This window comes from Pseudomonas sp. R19M (assembly GCF_050312585.1).
In the GTDB taxonomy this organism is placed as follows: Bacteria; Pseudomonadota; Gammaproteobacteria; order Pseudomonadales; family Pseudomonadaceae; genus Aquipseudomonas; species Aquipseudomonas palleroniana.
This window is the reverse complement of the sequence record NZ_JBNPJV010000037.1, coordinates 1-16,104: the sequence shown is the minus strand read 5'-3', so window position 1 is coordinate 16,104 and position 16,104 is coordinate 1. Positions and strand designations below refer to the sequence as shown.

Genomic DNA, 16,104 nt, shown 5'->3' with positions numbered 1-16,104 from the left:
CCTGCTCGGGTTGTACTTTTTGCGGTGAAAGGTTGCACCTCCTGACGCTAGACGGTTGCACGTCCTGGCGAAAGGCGGCGAAACGCCCGTGATAACAATGACACCGTGTCTTTTTGAAGAATAAAAACGTAATGGCACGCGCCTTGCTCTGGGCTTTCAGTGGAAAGTTTGAATGCAAGTTGTCGTGCCAAAAATCAAAAATATCGGAGCACCACTCATGTCCCAGACGTTTTACAAGAAAGGTTTCCTGGCTCTCGCCGTCGCAGCGGCGCTGGGTGTTTCTACGTTTGTTCAAGCTGATGTGAAGATTGGCGTGGCCGGCCCGATGACGGGTGCCAACGCAGCTTTCGGTGAGCAGTACATGAAGGGTGCCCAAGCGGCGGCCGATGTGATCAACAAGGCGGGCGGTATCAACGGCGAACAGATCAAGCTGGTCGCCGGTGACGACGCCTGTGAACCCAAGCAGGCCGTGGCCGTGGCCAACCGCCTGGCGGACCAGGATAAAGTGATCGGCGTGGTCGGGCACTTCTGCTCGTCCAACACCATCCCGGCCTCCGAGGTCTACGACGAAGCGGGCATCATCGCGATCACCCCAGGCTCCACCAACCCACAAGTGACCGAACGCGGCCTGGGCGCCATGTTCCGCATGTGCGGGCGGGACGACCAGCAAGGTATCGTCGCCGGCGACTACATCGTCGACGTGCTCAAGGGCAAGAAAGTCGCAGTCATCAACGACAAGGACACCTACGGCAAGGGCCTGGCCGACGCTACCTCCGCCCAGTTGACCAAGCGCGGCGTGAAGCCTGTGCTGGAAGAGGGCCTGACCCGTGGCGAGAAAGACTTCAGCGCCCTGGTGACCAAGATCCGCTCCCTGGACGCCGACGTTGTGTACTTCGGCGGCCTGCACCCGGAAGCCGGTCCTTTGGTTCGTCAGATTCGTGAAGCGGGCCTCAAAGCCAAGTTCATGTCCGATGACGGCGTAGTGACCGACGAACTGGCGAAAACAGCCGGTGGCAACCAGTACGTAGACGGCGTGCTCATGACATTCGGCGCCGATCCGCGCTTGCTGCCTGACAGCAAGGCCGTGGTGGATGAGTTCCGTAAGGCCGGTTACGAGCCTGAAGGCTACACCCTGTACGCCTATGCCTCGATCCAGGCCCTGGCCGCCGGTTTCAACGGTGCCAAGTCCAACAAGGGCGAAGACGCCGCCAAGTGGCTCAAGGCTCACCCGGTGAAAACCGTCATGGGCGAAAAAGCCTGGGATGCCAAGGGCGACCTGAAGGTCTCCGACTACGTGGTTTACGAGTGGGATAAAGACGGCAAATACCACCAGCTGGAAAAACAGAAGTAAGCATTAGCACCACAGCTCCAATGTGGGAGGGGGCTTGCTCCCGATCGCGGTGTGTCAGTCAGCCTGTTCAAACCTGATCCACCGCCATCGGGAGCAAGCCCCTCTCACAGGGGAGTGGTGTTGTCATCAAGATCTGTCTTTTCCTCCAGAAGTGCCGCACACCCACCGGTGTGCAGGTGCTCACCGCGTGAGATTGCGTTATGGATGGTATTTTCCTGCAGCAACTGGTCAACGGCCTGACCCTCGGGTCGGTCTATGGCCTGATCGCCATCGGCTACACAATGGTCTATGGCATCATTGGCATGATCAACTTCGCCCACGGCGAGGTTTATATGATTTCCGCTTACCTCGCGGCGATCAGTCTGGCACTGCTGGCTTACTTCGGCATCGAATCCTTTCCGCTGCTCATTCTCGGCACCTTGATCTTCACCGTGGTCGTCACCGGCGTGTACGGTTGGGTCATCGAGCGTGTCGCCTACAAACCCCTGCGTAACTCCACCCGCCTGGCACCGCTGATCAGCGCTATCGGCATCTCCCTGATCCTGCAGAACTACGCGCAGATCGCCCAGGGCGCCAAGCAACAAGGTATTCCGACCCTGCTGGCTGGGGCCTGGCGTGTCGACATCGGCAGCGGGTTCGTCCAGCTCACGTACACCAAGGTCTTCATCCTGGTCGCCGCCTTCGCGGGCATGGCCCTGCTGACCTATGTGATCAAGTACACCAAGCTCGGCCGCATGTGCCGCGCCACTCAGCAAGACCGCAAGATGGCCTCGATCCTGGGCATCAACACCGACCGGGTGATCTCCTACGTGTTCGTCATCGGCGCCGCCATGGCCGCGCTGGCCGGCGTGCTCATCACGCTCAATTACGGCACCTTCGACTTCTATGCCGGCTTCATCATCGGCATCAAGGCGTTCACCGCGGCGGTACTCGGCGGCATCGGCTCCCTGCCTGGGGCGATGCTGGGCGGGATCATCCTCGGTATCTCCGAGTCGTTGTTCTCGGGGTTGATCAACTCTGACTACAAAGACGTGTTCAGTTTCTCCCTGCTGGTGGTGATTCTGATTTTCCGTCCTCAGGGCCTGCTTGGTCGCCCACTTGTGGCGAAGGTGTAAACATGTCTGCTGCCAAATCTATCGATATCAAGAAAAGCGTGGTCGATACGGTCCTTGCCGGGCTGATTGCGCTGGTCGTGTTCGGCCCCATCGTCGGCGTGGTCCTCGACGGCTACAGCTTCAACCTGGAACCGGCCCGCGTGGGCTTGCTGGTCGCCATTGTGATGGTCGGCCGCTTCGCCATGAGCCTGTTCCTGCAAACCTCCAAGGGCCTGAAGATTCTGCAGGGCTTCGAGACCAGTGGTTCCGGCGTGCACGTGCTGGCGCCGGACTACAAGTCGCGGCTGCGCTGGATCATCCCGGCGCTGATCGTGATTGCCATCGTGTTCCCGATTTTCGCCAACAAGTACCTGCTGACCGTGGTGATCCTCGGGCTGATCTACGTATTGCTGGGCCTGGGCCTCAACATCGTGGTGGGCCTGGCCGGTCTGCTCGACCTGGGTTACGTGGCGTTCTACGCCATCGGTGCCTATGGCTTGGCGCTGGGTTATCAATACCTGGGGCTGGGGTTCTGGTCGGTGCTGCCACTGGCGGCTATCGCGGCGGCATTAGCGGGGTGCATTCTCGGCTTCCCGGTGTTGCGAATGCACGGCGATTACCTGGCCATCGTGACCCTGGGCTTCGGTGAAATCATTCGTCTGGTGCTGAACAACTGGCTGTCGTTCACCGGTGGCCCGAACGGCATGCCGGTGCCATCGCCGACCTTCCTTGGCCTGGAGTTCGGCCGCAAGGCGAAGGACGGCGGGGTTCCGTTCCACGAGTTTTTCGGTATCGATTACAACGCCAACATCAAGTTCATGTTCATCTACATCGTGCTGTTCCTGGTGGTGCTGGCCGTGCTGTACATCAAGCACCGCCTGACCCGCATGCCGGTCGGTCGCGCCTGGGAAGCCTTGCGCGAAGACGAGATCGCCTGCCGCTCGATGGGCCTGAACCACGTACTGGTCAAGCTCTCGGCGTTCACCATCGGTGCGTCCACGGCCGGTTTGGCCGGGGTGTTCTTTGCCAGCTACCAGGGCTTCGTCAACCCGTCGTCGTTCACCTTCTTCGAGTCGGCGCTGATCCTGGCCATCGTGGTCTTGGGCGGCATGGGCTCGACGGTGGGCGTGGTCATCGCAGCGTTCGTGCTGACGGTCGCGCCGGAGCTGCTGCGTAGCTTCTCCGAATACCGCGTGCTGCTGTTTGGCGTGTTGATGGTGGTGATGATGATCTGGCGGCCACGCGGCCTGATACGGATCAGCCGCACGGGTGTGACGCCACGCAAGGGGGTCGCACCATGAGCAAGGAAATCGTGCTGTCCGTGGAAAACCTGATGATGCACTTCGGTGGCATTAAGGCCTTGAGCGATGTGAGTCTCAAGGTCGAACGCAACTCGATCTTCGCCCTGATCGGCCCCAATGGTGCGGGCAAGACCACGGTGTTCAACTGCCTCACCGGCTTTTATAAAGCCAGTGGCGGCAAGATCGAACTCAATGTGCGTGGCAAGCAGACCAACGTCATCCAGCTGCTCGGCGAGCGCTTCCAGCCTGTCGACTTCGTATCGCCGAAAAGCTTCTTCAGCCGGGTGTACTACAAGATGTTCGGTGGCACCCACCTGGTGAACCGCGCAGGTTTGGCGCGGACTTTCCAGAACATTCGCCTGTTCAAGGAAATGTCGGTGGTGGAAAACCTGCTGGTGGCCCAGCACATGTGGGTCAACCGCAACATGCTCGCGGGCATCCTCAACACCAAGGGCTACCGCAAGGCCGAAAGCGACGCGTTGGACCATGCGTTCTACTGGCTTGAAGTGGTGGACCTGGTGGACTGCGCCAACCGCCTGGCCGGCGAACTTTCCTATGGCCAGCAGCGCCGCCTGGAAATCGCCCGCGCCATGTGCACACGGCCGCAGATCATCTGCCTGGACGAACCGGCAGCCGGCCTCAACCCCCAGGAAACCGAAGCCCTCAGCGCGATGATTCGCCTGCTGCGCGACGAACACGACCTCACGGTGGTGCTGATCGAACACGACATGGGCATGGTGATGAGCATTTCCGACCACATCGTGGTGCTCGACCACGGTAACGTGATTGCCGAAGGTGGGCCGGACGCGATCCGCAACGACCCGAAAGTGATTGCCGCCTACCTGGGCGCCGACGAGGAGGAGCTGGCATGAGCGTACCCATCCTCGAAATGAAGGACCTGGACGTCTACTACGGCCCGATCCAGGCCCTCAAGAAAGTCTCGTTGCACATCAACGAAGGCGAAACCGTGAGCCTGATCGGCTCCAACGGTGCGGGTAAATCCACACTGCTGATGTCGATCTTCGGTCAGCCACGGGCCGAGTCGGGGCAGATTCTTTATAGCGGCGTCGACATTACCCACAAGTCCTCGCACTACATTGCCTCCAACGGCATCGCACAGTCGCCGGAAGGGCGGCGGGTATTCCCCGACATGACCGTCGAGGAAAACCTGCTGATGGGCACTATCCCGATTGGCGACAAGTACGCGCAGGAAGATATGCAGCGCATGTTCGAGCTGTTCCCGCGACTCAAGGAACGCCGTAACCAGCGCGCCATGACCATGTCGGGTGGTGAACAGCAAATGCTCGCCATCGCCCGCGCCCTGATGAGCCGGCCCAAGCTGTTGCTGCTCGACGAGCCGAGCCTGGGCCTGGCGCCGATCGTGGTGAAGCAGATCTTCTCCACCCTGCGCGAGCTGGCGTCCACCGGGATGACTATCTTCCTGGTGGAGCAGAACGCCAACCATGCGTTGCGCCTGTCGGACCGGGCCTATGTGATGGTCAACGGGGAGATCCGCCTCACAGGTACCGGTAAAGAGCTGTTGGTGAACGAGGAAGTGCGCAACGCCTACCTGGGCGGGCACTGATCCTCGTCATCTGATCGTTCCCACGCTCCGCGTGGGAACGCCTCTTGTGACGCTCTGCGTCACGCTTTGGACGCGGAGCGTCTTCGGATGCATTCCCACGCAGAGCGTGGGAACGATCAGGTGTCCACAGGCACTCGACCAAATTGTGGAAAACAAATCCAGCCACCTCCCAAAGCGCGACATATAGCCGCCGCAAATCCCTGTTTTGTCACAGTTTTGACTTGTCCCCATCGGCTGTGGAACCGGCTGTGGGTAACGTGGGAGTAGCTGGCTGAAAGCCTTTAACGGCGTGGCCTGCAGCGCGTCGATTGTTTTTTGATCAGGGGCTTTTTCGCGACCGCCCAAGGGGTTTGTCAACCTGTTTAAAGACACAGGTATATGACCGTTTTGTGTTGATCAAACCTGTGGATAAGTCTGTGATTAAACTCTGGAAAGACCGCCGCAGAGGCCGAAATGACTGGCCTGGAGCCATCGCTCGAACTTTTTCCTTCAACCAGGGCCTACATACGCCTTGGCCCAGGTCAAGCAAAAAACTTTCTAAAACTCCCTGGAGCCCTTGTATTGAGCGGCCTGAGCGGTTTTTTACTTGCCCCCAAAGACTGTGGGTGCAGTTGTGGATAACCTGCGTGCATATGGCTACAGGCCACGGTTTGTAAGGGTTTGCTGGGTCTGGTTAAAAAGTGATCAGTTGTGCGTGAAGTTGTTTGCTTAATGGTTGCTGCAACGTCGGGGTAAGGGCATTCTGCTGGCAACTTTTTTCCCGATGCCCGCAAGGAGAACACCATGTCCGACACGCTGTTTATTACCGGCGCCACTTCAGGTTTTGGCGAAGCTTGTGCCCGTCGTTTTGCCGACGCCGGCTGGAAACTGGTGCTCACGGGGCGTCGTGCCGACCGCTTGAACGCGCTGGTCGAAGAGCTTTCCAAGCAGACTGAAGTACATGGCCTGGTGGTGGACGTACGGGACCGCAAGGGCATGGAAGACGCCATCGCCAATCTGCCGCCGTCGTTCGCCAAGCTGCGCGGGCTAATCAACAACGCCGGCCTGGCCGTGGGCACCGATCCTGCGCCCAAGTGCAACCTCGACGATTGGGAAACCATGGTCGACACCAACATCAAAGGCCTGTTGACCACCACCAACCTGCTGTTGCCACGCCTGATCGCCTACGGGCGTGGCGCCGGCATTATCAACCTGGGCTCCATCGCCGGTAACTACCCGTACCCCGGCAGCCATGTGTATGGCGGTTCCAAGGCATTCGTGAAGCAGTTTTCGCTGAACCTGCGCTGCGACCTGCAAGGCACTGGCGTGCGTGTGACCAACATCGAGCCGGGCCTGTGTGAGAGCGAGTTCTCGCTGGTGCGCTTCGGCGGTGACCAGGCACGGTACGACGCTACCTATGCGGGTGCCGAGCCGATCCAGCCGCAGGACATTGCCGATACCATTTTCTGGGTGTTGAACACGCCGGCGCATGTGAACATCAACCGCCTGGAGCTGATGCCGGTGAGCCAGACCTGGGCGGGTTTTGCGATTGAGCGTGGGGCCAAGTAAGGCGTCAGACCGTGTCGCGGCTATCGGGAGCAAGCCCCCTCCCACATTCGACCGAGTTCCAATTTTGAAATACGGTCAAGTGTGGGAGGGGGCTTGCCCCCGATGGCGTCAAATCGGCCAAAACACGACATAAGGTACACTCCACCCCTGAAAACCCCTCCGCACTGTGCGGTTTAAAGGTTTTGACGGGAGGAAGTGTGAGTAACCGAGGTGAGCAGGCACTGCTCAAACAATCGACCATCCTGATGTTCGCCGTTGCGATCGCCGGGATTGTCACGGGTGTGATTTCTGGCGCCCAATCCATTCTATTCGACGGCTTTTTCTCGCTGATCGCCACCGCCATCAAGGTGTTGATGCTGATCACGGCCAAGCTGATCGCGAAAAAAAGCAACGAGCGTTTCCAGTTCGGTTATTGGCACCTGGAGCCGATGGTGCTGCTGATCGAAGGCAGCTTCCTGCTGCTGATCGCCATCTACGCGTTTCTCAACGGTGTGTTCGGCATTATCAATGGCGGGCGTGAGATCGAGTTGGGGCTGGTGATCCTCTATGCGGCGGTGTTTACCGTCGTCGAGTTCGCCTACTTTTTTTACGTGCGCTATCGCAATCGCCGGCTGAAATCGTCACTGATCCAGTTCGATAACATCAGTTGGCTGGTGGACGCGATGCTGTCGGTGGGCTTGTTGATCAGCTTTCTCGCTGCCCTGTTGCTCAAGTCCCAGGGCTATGGCGAGTGGGCGGTGTATGTCGACCCATTGATTCTGATCCTGCTGGCCCTGAGCATGCTGGCCCCGGCCTTGAAGATCCTGCGCCCGGCGCTGCGCGAGGTGCTGGGGATCGCACCGGACCAGTTGGACGACACCGTGCGCGAAGTGATGGACGCGGCGCAGGCCCGACATGGTTTCGACGACTACGTGTCTTACGTACAGAAGCACGGGCGTGCACGGTTTATCGAGATTCATGTGGTACTGCCGGCGGATTACCCGGTGGATAACATCGCGACGCTGGATCGGCTGCGCGAAGAGATATCCACAGGGCTCGGCACGCCGGATGCGGCGCGCTGGCTGACGATCAGCTTTACCGCAGATCGCAAGTGGATTGCATGAGGCCCTGGTAGCAGGTCGCCAAGTGGTAGGGCGTGGTCGACGGCATGTCCCGTCGGCTCACGTCGCCCTTGGCGTCCAGGCATTCATGCCAGCCTTTGTCATGCAGGAAGCGTTGTTGCAGCGCCAGCAACTGGCGTTGCAACACTGCCTCACTGCCCGGGCGCAGGGTCAGTGCCCGCAGGTATTCGGCCTGGGCCCAGATCCGTTGGGTGCCGTCGCGCACATGGCCGTCGAGGGCAAGCATGCCGCTGACCGCGCCGCTGGCTTTATCCACACCCTTGAGTTCGGCGTAGGCAAATGCCCGCGACAACGCTGCATGCAGCGGCGTGCCGCGCAGCACGGGTGAAGACTCCAGCAAAAAGAACCATTCGAACTGGTGCCCCGGCTCAAACCAGTTATCCACAGCGCCCAGCGGTTTTTCCATCATCACGCCGTGCTGAGGATCGATAAAGCGCTTGTGCAGCGCACCTGCCAAATCCAGCAGCGCATCTTGGGTGACTGCATCTTCACGCACCGCCAGCGTCGCGAGGAAGCTTTCGGCGAGGTGCATCAGCGGGTTTTGCAACGGGCCGGATTTGAGGGATGACCAGTTGCGCTCCAAGACCGCTTCGTACAGGCCGTCGCCGGTAGCGAAACGTTCGGCGACCACTGACAGGGCGGCATCCAGCACGGATTCGACCAACGGCTCGCGCACCTTGGCCCAGTAGTGGGCGCAGGCGAAGATGATGAAGGCGTGGGTGTACAGGTCTTTGCGCTTGTCCAGCGGCTGGCCGGTCGGGTCGATGCTGTAGAACCAGCCACCGTGCTCGGCGTCATGGAAATGCCGTTGCAGGGAGCGGAACAGCGCCGCTGCACGCTCTTGGGCAAAGGCGGCGCCCGGCTCGCCGATCAGGCTGGCGAACAGGTACAACTGCCGGGCACAGGCCATGGCGCGGTAGCGTTGCGGGGGCAGTGGCCGGTGATCGGCGTCCAGCGCCTCGTAGGGCAGCGCCAGTTCGGCATTCCAGCCCGGGCCTTGCCAGAGTGGCACGATCAGGTCATGGAAGTGCGTGAGCACAGAATTCAAGGAGGGTTGGGAAGCAATGGGCATCAGCTGGCGTCGTCACGGCAGGGGTGTAGGCGCGCATGGTAGCAGGCTTGGGTTCTGTGGTGTCCGGTCTACCGCTATCGGGAGCAAGCCCCCTCCCACACTTAACGGTGTTCACAGTTGGAACCGTGTCGAGTGTGGGAGGGGGCTTGCTCCCGATAGCGCCTTTACAGGCACCGCAATATTCAGCCGGCGAGCAGCCACACCCCCGTCGCCGCCGATGCCGCACCGGCGACTCGCACCAACGGCGCGGCCGCCGCCGGCAGGAAGCGCACCACCGCATAACCGGCAGCGTGCAGGGCAGCGGTCGCACCGACGAACCCTGCCGCATACGCCCAAGGGCTGGACATATCCGGCAGTTCCAAGCCATGCGCCACGCCATGGAACAACGCAAACAGCGCCGTCGCCCCCACGGCCACGAACAATGGCGGCCGCACCGCCAGTGCAACGGCCAGGCCCAATGCCAGCACCGAGGCGGCAATCCCGCTTTCCAATGCCGGCAACTGCAGTCCTTCGAAGCCCAGCAAGCCACCTATCAGCATGGTGCCGACAAAGGTACAAGGCAGTGCCCAGCGCGCATTGCCTGTTTGCTGCGCCGCCCACAAGCCGACCGCAACCATGGCCAGCAAATGGTCGATACCGCCCAGTGGGTGGCTGATGCCGGCCACCAGGCCATTGTCGCCATGGCCCGGGTGGGCGAAGGCGAGGGCGGGCGCCAGCAGCAGGCTGGCGGCGGCGAAAAGTTTCTTGAGGCTCATATCAGGCTCCTTAAAGGGATGATCAGGCGGCGGTCAGCAAACCCTGACGCTCGATAAAGGCGACGATGTCATTCAGGCCGACGCCGGTTTTCTGGTTGCTGAACACAAAGGGTTTACCGTTGCGCATCCGTTGGGTGTCGCTGTTCATCAGCTCCAGCGAGGCGCCCACCAGTGGCGCCAGGTCTATCTTGTTGATCACCAGCAAGTCGGATTTGCAGATTCCCGGCCCGCCTTTGCGCGGCAGTTTGTCGCCGGCGGACACATCGATGACATAGATGGTCAGGTCCGACAGTTCCGGGCTGAAGGTCGCCGACAGGTTGTCGCCGCCGGACTCCACCAGGATCAGGTCCAGGCCAGGAAAGCGACGGTTGAGCTGGTCCACCGCTTCGAGGTTGATCGAGGCATCTTCACGAATCGCCGTGTGCGGGCAGCCGCCGGTTTCCACGCCGATGATGCGCTCAGGCGCCAAGGCTTGGTTGCGTACCAGGAAGTCGGCGTCTTCGCGGGTATAGATATCGTTGGTGACCACCGCCAGGTTGTAGCGGTCGCGCAGCGCGAGGCACAGGGCCAGGGTCAGCGCGGTCTTACCGGAGCCCACCGGGCCACCGATGCCGACACGCAGGGGTTGTGTGTTCATGTGTCTCTCCAAAATAAACCGCTCCTAGGAACGGAACAGGCGGCTGTACTGGCGTTCGTGGGCCATACACGCCAGGGACAGGCCGAACGCGGCGCTGCCGAAGTGGTTGGGGTCGATATGCGTGGCATCCTGCTGGGCTTGTTGCAGCAACGGCAGCAGTTCGCTGGTCAGGCGTTGAGCGGCCTGCTGCCCCAGGGGCAGGGTTTTCATCAGCACGGCTAATTGGTTTTCCAGCCAGCTCCACAGCCAGGCGGCGAGGGCGTCGTCGGGGCTGATGTGCCAGGCGCGTGCCGCCAGCGCCCAGCCCAGGGCCAGATGCGGTTCGGCGCACGGCTCAAGAAATGCACGGGCGGCGGCATCCAGCTCGGGCAGGCCGTTGAGCAGTTGTTGCAGGGAATAGCCCATCTGGCGGCTTTCCTGATACAGCTCGCGGGTCTCACGGCTGGCGCGATGTTCTTCGCATAGCTGCGTGAGGCGCGACCAATCCTGTGCGGCGGCGGCGTTGCAATGGGCGAGCAGCAGCGGCGCTTCGAAGCGGGCGAGGTTGAGCAGCAACTGGTCGCTGATCCATCGCTGGGCGCTGGCCGCATCCTTCACACGGCCATTTTCCACGGCCATTTCCAGGCCCTGGGAATAGCTGTAGCCGCCAATCGGCAATTGCGGACTGGCCAGGCGCAGCAAGGCCCAGGCTGGGTTCATGGGCGCACGCCGAACTGGTGCAGCTTGGGCGGGTAGTTGAAATCTTCATCGCCATGGCGCGAGTGGTGGTGGCCACCGCCGTAGGCGCCGTGCTCCGGCTGAAAGGGCGCTTCGATGGTTTGCGTCTGCGCCCCCAGTTGTTCGAGCATGGCCTTGAGCACGTAGTCATCGAGCAGACGCAACCAGCCGTCCCCGACCTGCAGCGCCACATGGCGGTTGCCCAGGTGGTAAGCCGCCCGCGTCAGTTCAAAGGCACTGCTGCAGGTGACGTGCAGCAGTTGTTCAGGCCTGGCGCACACGCGTACGACGCGTCCGTCTTCGGCCTGCAGGAATTCGCCATCGTGCAACGGGGGCTGGCCACGCTCCAGGAAAAGGCCGACGTCTTCACCGTCGGCACTGAAACAGCGCAGGCGGCTTTTGCTGCGCGCTTCAAAATTCAGCAGCAACTCGGCGGCCCAGAGGGCTTGGGGGGCGATTCGGCGGTGGATCACCAGCATCAGAAAGCTTCCGGCTAAGAGCGATGAAACAGCTAGAGCAAGGGGCTTGCCAACCTGGATGGGAAGTAGGAATTGCCTGTAAGTAAGTACGGCGGCGCCACCTAATAGGGCGTCGGAATATTCTGAGAATGGTCCAATTTGGTGCGTTGATAGGCTTGGCGCACCCGTTATGGGCGTTTTCGGATTTGTCCTACAGGTACTCAGGATTTGCCGTTCAAGACGTTACCGACATGATCATTAGGCTGTGCGTCGTGTTTAATCCACTGCGACGTTCATCATGTTTAGATCATTGTGTTGTTTAGTACTCATCAGCCTGTCTTTTGTCATCTCATCGGCTTCGGCTTCGTTGCAGCCCCACCCCAGCTTCAGTATCTCGCTGAAGGAAACGGCAATCGACGATATCGTCGACCGCGCTCATGAACTATTGGGCACGCCGTACAAATGGGGGGGCACGTCAGTGCAACAGGGCTTCGATTGCAGCAGTTTCCTGGTCTACCTGTTCAAGACAGAAGCCCAGATCCAGATCCCCCGCACCACGGCCGCGATGCACCGCTCCTCGGCTCCAACCATCAAACGCAACGCCCTCAAGCCTGGCGACGCGGTGTTTTTCAAAGGCAATGGGCGCGGTCAGGTCAGCCATGTCGGCCTTTATATAGGCGAGGGTAAGTTCATCCATTCGCCGCGCACCGGCAAGAACATCCGCATCGACTCGTTGAGCAACCGCTACTGGAACAAGAACTACACCACGGCCAAGCGCTTTCACTCAGCGGGCTGATGGCGTCATTCGGTGCTGCCCAGGCCTTGCCAGTGCTTCAAGCCGATAAAGATAAAGCGCAATTGCTGGGTGATTTTCGCCTGGGGCGTGAGGTGCGCGGGCAACGCATGGGCGGGTGGGTCAATGATGTCGGGCAGGGTGGCGAAGACGCTCTTGACGATCAAGTCGGCCATCACATGCAAGCCTTCGGCATCCAGGTGTTGCAGCTTGGGCATCAGGGTGAGGTCCGCCGCCAGGTCGCGGGTGATGTCTTCGCGCAGTGCGCCGATGGCTTGGCGCACGGCCAGGCAACCACCGTATTGCTCGCGTGCCAGAAACAGGAACTGTGAGCGATTGGCCGACACCACGTCCAGAAAGATACGTACCGAGGCGTCAATAATGCCGCCCATCACGAATTCGTTGTGGCGTACCAGGCGAATCGTGGCGCGGAAGGTCTGGCCCACTTCACTCACCAACACCAGGCCAAGTTGGTCCATATCGGCAAAGTGGCGGTAGAAGCCGGTAGGCACGATCCCCGCCTTCTTGGCCACTTCGCGCAGGCTCAGGCTGCCAAACCCTCGGCCACCCTCCATCAGATGGCGGGCTGCATCCATCAGGGCGAGGCGGGTCTGTTGCTTCTGTTCGGCGCGGGGCAGCATGGGCGGGAGGGCTTAAGTCGGCAAGTACAGCGACGCACTCTAGCAAAAGCGCTTTGCCGGCGTCGAACTTGGCGAGAACAATGCGTGACGCGGTCTATATAAAAGCAAAAGCCCGATCGGCTGATCGGGCTTTTTTCTGGGCCACCACGGGCTTAGCTCTGTGCTTGATGCAGTTCTTGCAGGCGGTCTGCACCACCTTCAGCAACGCCGTCGGTGTAAGCACGTTTGTTAGCTTGTTCTGCGCCGCCTTCTACCAAACCTTTCTCTTGCAGGCGATCATAGCCACCTTCAGCAACGCCTTCGGTGTAGGCGCGTTTGTTGGCGTGTTCCGAACCGTTTTCAGCAACGGCGCCTTTGGCGTAGTCGCGATTTTCGTCTTCTTGCGAACCGCTGCGGGCCAGGGTTTGGCTGGATTGCACGGCTTGGGCTTTATTCTGTGGAGTCGCTTGTTCGGCGGCTGGCAAGGCAAAAGCACTGGAAGCCAGGACGGACAGCAGTACGGTAGCGAGTATTTGGCGTTTCATGATAGTTGCTCCTTGGGAGGGCGATAAATTGGGTACAGGGCTAATGCTACTCTTGATAAGTCGATATAAAAGTTCATAAACACAATGGTAATAATCAACGGAATTGATTGTTCCGTGCAGAGGCTCTAGCGCGGGCCTCTCAAGCCCGCGCTTTTGCACCGTGGTGGGTATTTTCGACACGAACACGGGTAACAATGGTGCGCCGTTGATGATGGAAATTGCCTGTTCGGTCAGAAAAATAGCTTTTTGCGGCTAAAACCGCAGGCCGGTTAAACCCCCAGGCGGTTTGCCAGTCACAGCTTTATAAGCGGCTCCAAAGGAGCCGCCTTGCCAGTCGTATTCAGGAGTCCTGTGCAATGACGCGCACTCGTAAAATTGTGGTTTGGAGCTGCGCCAGCTTCGTTCTGTTAATCGCCGTGGTGGTAGTGGTCCTGGCATTCTTTGACTGGAACCGCATCAAGCCGCCCCTCAATGCCAAAGTCTCCGAAGAACTGCATCGCCCGTTCGCCATCAACGGCAACCTCGCGGTGGTGTGGCAGCGTGAGCCCGATGAAGGCGGTTGGCGCGCCTGGGTACCGTGGCCTCATGTGATCGCCGAAGACCTGACCCTGGGCAACCCCGACTGGTCGAAAAAGCCGCAGATGGTCACGCTCAAGAAAGTCGAGTTGCGTATTTCGCCGCTGGCGTTGCTGGTGCAGCGCGTGGTGATCCCGCGTATCGACCTCACCGAGCCGAGTGCCGACTTGCAACGCCTGGCTGACGGCCGCGCCAACTGGACGTTCAAGTTCGACCCCAAGGATCCGAATGCCGAACCTTCGAGCTGGGTGGTGGACATCGGTGCCATCGGCTTCGACAAAGGCCATGTGACCCTTGACGACCAAACCCTCAAGACCCAGCTGGACGTCATCATCGATTCGCTGGGTAAACCCATCCCTTTCGGTGAGATCGTCGGCGATGCCGATGCCAAGAAGGCCCTGGAAAAAGGCTCGGCGCCCCAGGACTATGCGTTCGGGCTCAAGGTCAAAGGCCAGTATCACGGCCAGAAACTCGACGGCACCGGCAAGATCGGCGGCCTGCTGGCGTTGCAGGACGCCGCCAAGCCATTCCCGTTGCAGGCCCAGGTGCAGGTGGCCGACACCCGTATAGCGCTGGCCGGCACCCTTACCGATCCGCTGAACCTCGGCGCCCTCGACCTGCGCCTGAAACTCTCCGGCAGCAGTTTGGGCAACCTGTACCCGTTGACCGGCGTAACCCTGCCGGACTCCCCGGCCTATTCCACCGACGGCCATCTGATCGCCAAGCTGCATGAAGCCAGCGGCGCGTCCTTTCGCTACGAAAACTTCAACGGCAAGATCGGCAACAGCGATATCCACGGCGACCTGGGCTATGTAGCCAGCCAGCCACGGCCAAAGCTCGCGGGCAATTTGCTCTCCAACCAACTGTTGATGGCCGACCTCGCGCCCTTGATCGGCGCGGACTCCAATGCCAAGCAGAAAGCCCGTGGCGGCGCGAGCAAGCAGCCGGCAACGAAGGTCCTGCCAGTGGAAGAGTTCCGCACCGATCGCTGGCACGATATGGATGCCGACGTGGAGTTCACCGGCAAACGCATCGTGCACAGTGCCGAGCTGCCCTTCACCGACCTCTATACGCACCTGGTGCTCAATGACGGCCAGCTCAGCCTCGAACCCCTGCGTTTCGGCGTGGCGGGCGGCAAGCTGGATGCGCAGATTCGCCTGAACGGCCGCACCACACCGATGGAAGGCCGCGCCAAACTCACCGCGCGCAACTTCAAGCTCAAGCAGTTGTTCCCCACCTTCGAACCGATGAAAACCAGCTTTGGTGAACTCAACGGCGACGCGGATATTGCCGGGCGCGGCAACTCCGTGGCGGCGCTGCTGGGCACCTCCAATGGCGACCTGAAGATGTTGATCAACGATGGCGCCATCAGCCGTGGCCTGATGGAGATCGCCGGGCTTAACGTGGGCAATTACGTGGTGGGTCGCTTGTTCGGCGACAAGGAAGTGAAGATCAATTGCGCGGCGGCCGATTTCGGCATCAAGACCGGCTTGGCGACCACGCGGCTGTTTGTGTTCGATACCGAGAACGCCATCATCTACATCGATGGCACGGCGAATATGGCCACGGAGCAGTTGGACCTGACCATCACGCCGGAATCGAAAGGCTTCCGCCTGTTCTCCCTGCGTTCACCGTTGTACGTCAATGGGCCGTTCATCAAGCCCAACGCCGGGGTAAAAGCCATTCCGCTGGCCTTGCGGGGTGCGGGCATGGTGGCGCTGGGTGTGATCGCAGGGCCCGCTGCGGGGCTGCTGGCGTTGGTTGCACCGAGCGGTGATGAACCCAACCAGTGCGCGCCGTTGCTGCAGCAGATGAAGGAAGGCAAGGCACCGAAAACCGTAAAAGGTTAAGGCCCCAATATCCATCCAAAATGTGGGAGGGGGCTTGCTCCCGATGGCGGTGAGTCAGTCAATTGCGATATCGACTGATTC

Annotated in this window: 16 protein-coding genes; 9 read left to right on the top strand and 7 right to left on the bottom strand. The window is 60.3% G+C overall.

The annotated features are described in order from the left end of the window. Nucleotides 1–217: 217 nt before the first annotated feature. The 7 genes from ACQRBT_RS06440 to ACQRBT_RS06410 all read left to right on the top strand — a co-directional run bounded on the left by ACQRBT_RS06440 (nucleotide 218) and on the right by ACQRBT_RS06410 (nucleotide 7,982). Nucleotides 218–1,351, top strand: coding sequence for a branched-chain amino acid ABC transporter substrate-binding protein (locus tag ACQRBT_RS06440; RefSeq protein WP_161547778.1), 1,134 nt, complete (start codon nucleotides 218–220; stop codon nucleotides 1,349–1,351). 200 nt (nucleotides 1,352–1,551) lie between these two features. Then, entirely contained in the window at nucleotides 1,552–2,466 is a 915-nt protein-coding gene (locus ACQRBT_RS06435) for an ABC transporter permease subunit (protein WP_010213575.1), read from the top strand. Between the two features lie 2 nt (nucleotides 2,467–2,468). Further along, entirely contained in the window at nucleotides 2,469–3,746 is a 1,278-nt protein-coding gene (gene livM, locus ACQRBT_RS06430) for a high-affinity branched-chain amino acid ABC transporter permease LivM (RefSeq protein ID WP_060755081.1), read from the top strand. After that, nucleotides 3,743–4,618, top strand: coding sequence for an ABC transporter ATP-binding protein (locus ACQRBT_RS06425; protein ID WP_060755080.1), 876 nt, complete (start codon nucleotides 3,743–3,745; stop codon nucleotides 4,616–4,618). The genes livM and ACQRBT_RS06425 overlap by 4 nt, the downstream gene beginning before the upstream one ends. After that, a complete protein-coding gene (locus ACQRBT_RS06420) occupies nucleotides 4,615–5,331 on the top strand; it encodes an ABC transporter ATP-binding protein (protein ID WP_412046607.1) in 717 nt (238 codons plus the stop codon). The genes ACQRBT_RS06425 and ACQRBT_RS06420 overlap by 4 nt, the downstream gene beginning before the upstream one ends. A 783-nt stretch (nucleotides 5,332–6,114) precedes the next feature. Then, the gene (locus tag ACQRBT_RS06415; RefSeq protein WP_090367112.1) at nucleotides 6,115–6,879 is read left to right on the top strand and encodes an SDR family oxidoreductase; all 765 of its coding nucleotides are present in this window, start codon (nucleotides 6,115–6,117) and stop codon (nucleotides 6,877–6,879) included. 197 nt (nucleotides 6,880–7,076) lie between these two features. Continuing rightward, on the top strand, nucleotides 7,077–7,982 hold the full coding sequence (locus tag ACQRBT_RS06410) for a cation diffusion facilitator family transporter (protein WP_060755077.1): 906 nt from the start codon (nucleotides 7,077–7,079) through the stop codon (nucleotides 7,980–7,982). Here the strand turns inward: ACQRBT_RS06410 and ACQRBT_RS06405 are convergent. The 5 genes from ACQRBT_RS06405 to ureE form a co-directional block, all read right to left on the bottom strand. Beyond that, nucleotides 7,954–9,072, bottom strand: coding sequence for an AGE family epimerase/isomerase (locus ACQRBT_RS06405; RefSeq protein WP_412046608.1), 1,119 nt, complete (start codon nucleotides 9,070–9,072; stop codon nucleotides 7,954–7,956). The two genes, ACQRBT_RS06410 and ACQRBT_RS06405, sit on opposite strands and share 29 nt — an antisense overlap. A gap of 182 nt (nucleotides 9,073–9,254) precedes the next feature. Continuing rightward, entirely contained in the window at nucleotides 9,255–9,827 is a 573-nt protein-coding gene (locus ACQRBT_RS06400; RefSeq protein ID WP_104995367.1) for a HupE/UreJ family protein, read from the bottom strand. Between the two features lie 22 nt (nucleotides 9,828–9,849). Continuing rightward, the gene (ureG, locus tag ACQRBT_RS06395) at nucleotides 9,850–10,464 is read right to left on the bottom strand and encodes an urease accessory protein UreG (protein ID WP_412046609.1); all 615 of its coding nucleotides are present in this window, start codon (nucleotides 10,462–10,464) and stop codon (nucleotides 9,850–9,852) included. Nucleotides 10,465–10,488: 24 nt separating this feature from the next. Further along, nucleotides 10,489–11,163, bottom strand: a complete 675-nt coding sequence (locus ACQRBT_RS06390; RefSeq protein WP_412046610.1) for an urease accessory protein UreF — start codon at nucleotides 11,161–11,163, stop codon at nucleotides 10,489–10,491. Next, nucleotides 11,160–11,660 carry an urease accessory protein UreE gene (gene ureE, locus ACQRBT_RS06385; protein ID WP_060755073.1) on the bottom strand — a complete coding sequence of 167 codons (501 nt, stop codon included), beginning with the start codon at nucleotides 11,658–11,660 and terminating at the stop codon, nucleotides 11,160–11,162. The genes ACQRBT_RS06390 and ureE overlap by 4 nt, the downstream gene beginning before the upstream one ends. A 277-nt stretch (nucleotides 11,661–11,937) precedes the next feature. Between ureE and ACQRBT_RS06380 the strand changes: the two genes are divergently transcribed. Next, nucleotides 11,938–12,435, top strand: a complete 498-nt coding sequence (locus ACQRBT_RS06380; protein ID WP_412046611.1) for a C40 family peptidase — start codon at nucleotides 11,938–11,940, stop codon at nucleotides 12,433–12,435. A gap of 5 nt (nucleotides 12,436–12,440) precedes the next feature. Here ACQRBT_RS06380 and ACQRBT_RS06375 read toward each other — a convergent pair whose 3' ends face one another. After that, on the bottom strand, nucleotides 12,441–13,073 hold the full coding sequence (locus ACQRBT_RS06375) for a TetR family transcriptional regulator (RefSeq protein ID WP_090367101.1): 633 nt from the start codon (nucleotides 13,071–13,073) through the stop codon (nucleotides 12,441–12,443). Nucleotides 13,074–13,225: 152 nt separating this feature from the next. Next, nucleotides 13,226–13,597, bottom strand: coding sequence for a hypothetical protein (locus tag ACQRBT_RS06370; protein WP_060755070.1), 372 nt, complete (start codon nucleotides 13,595–13,597; stop codon nucleotides 13,226–13,228). A gap of 356 nt (nucleotides 13,598–13,953) precedes the next feature. Between ACQRBT_RS06370 and ACQRBT_RS06365 the strand changes: the two genes are divergently transcribed. After that, nucleotides 13,954–16,023: an AsmA family protein gene (locus ACQRBT_RS06365; RefSeq protein WP_412046612.1), complete on the top strand. Its 2,070-nt coding sequence runs from the start codon at nucleotides 13,954–13,956 to the stop codon at nucleotides 16,021–16,023. The last annotated feature ends 81 nt before the right edge of the window (nucleotides 16,024–16,104 follow it).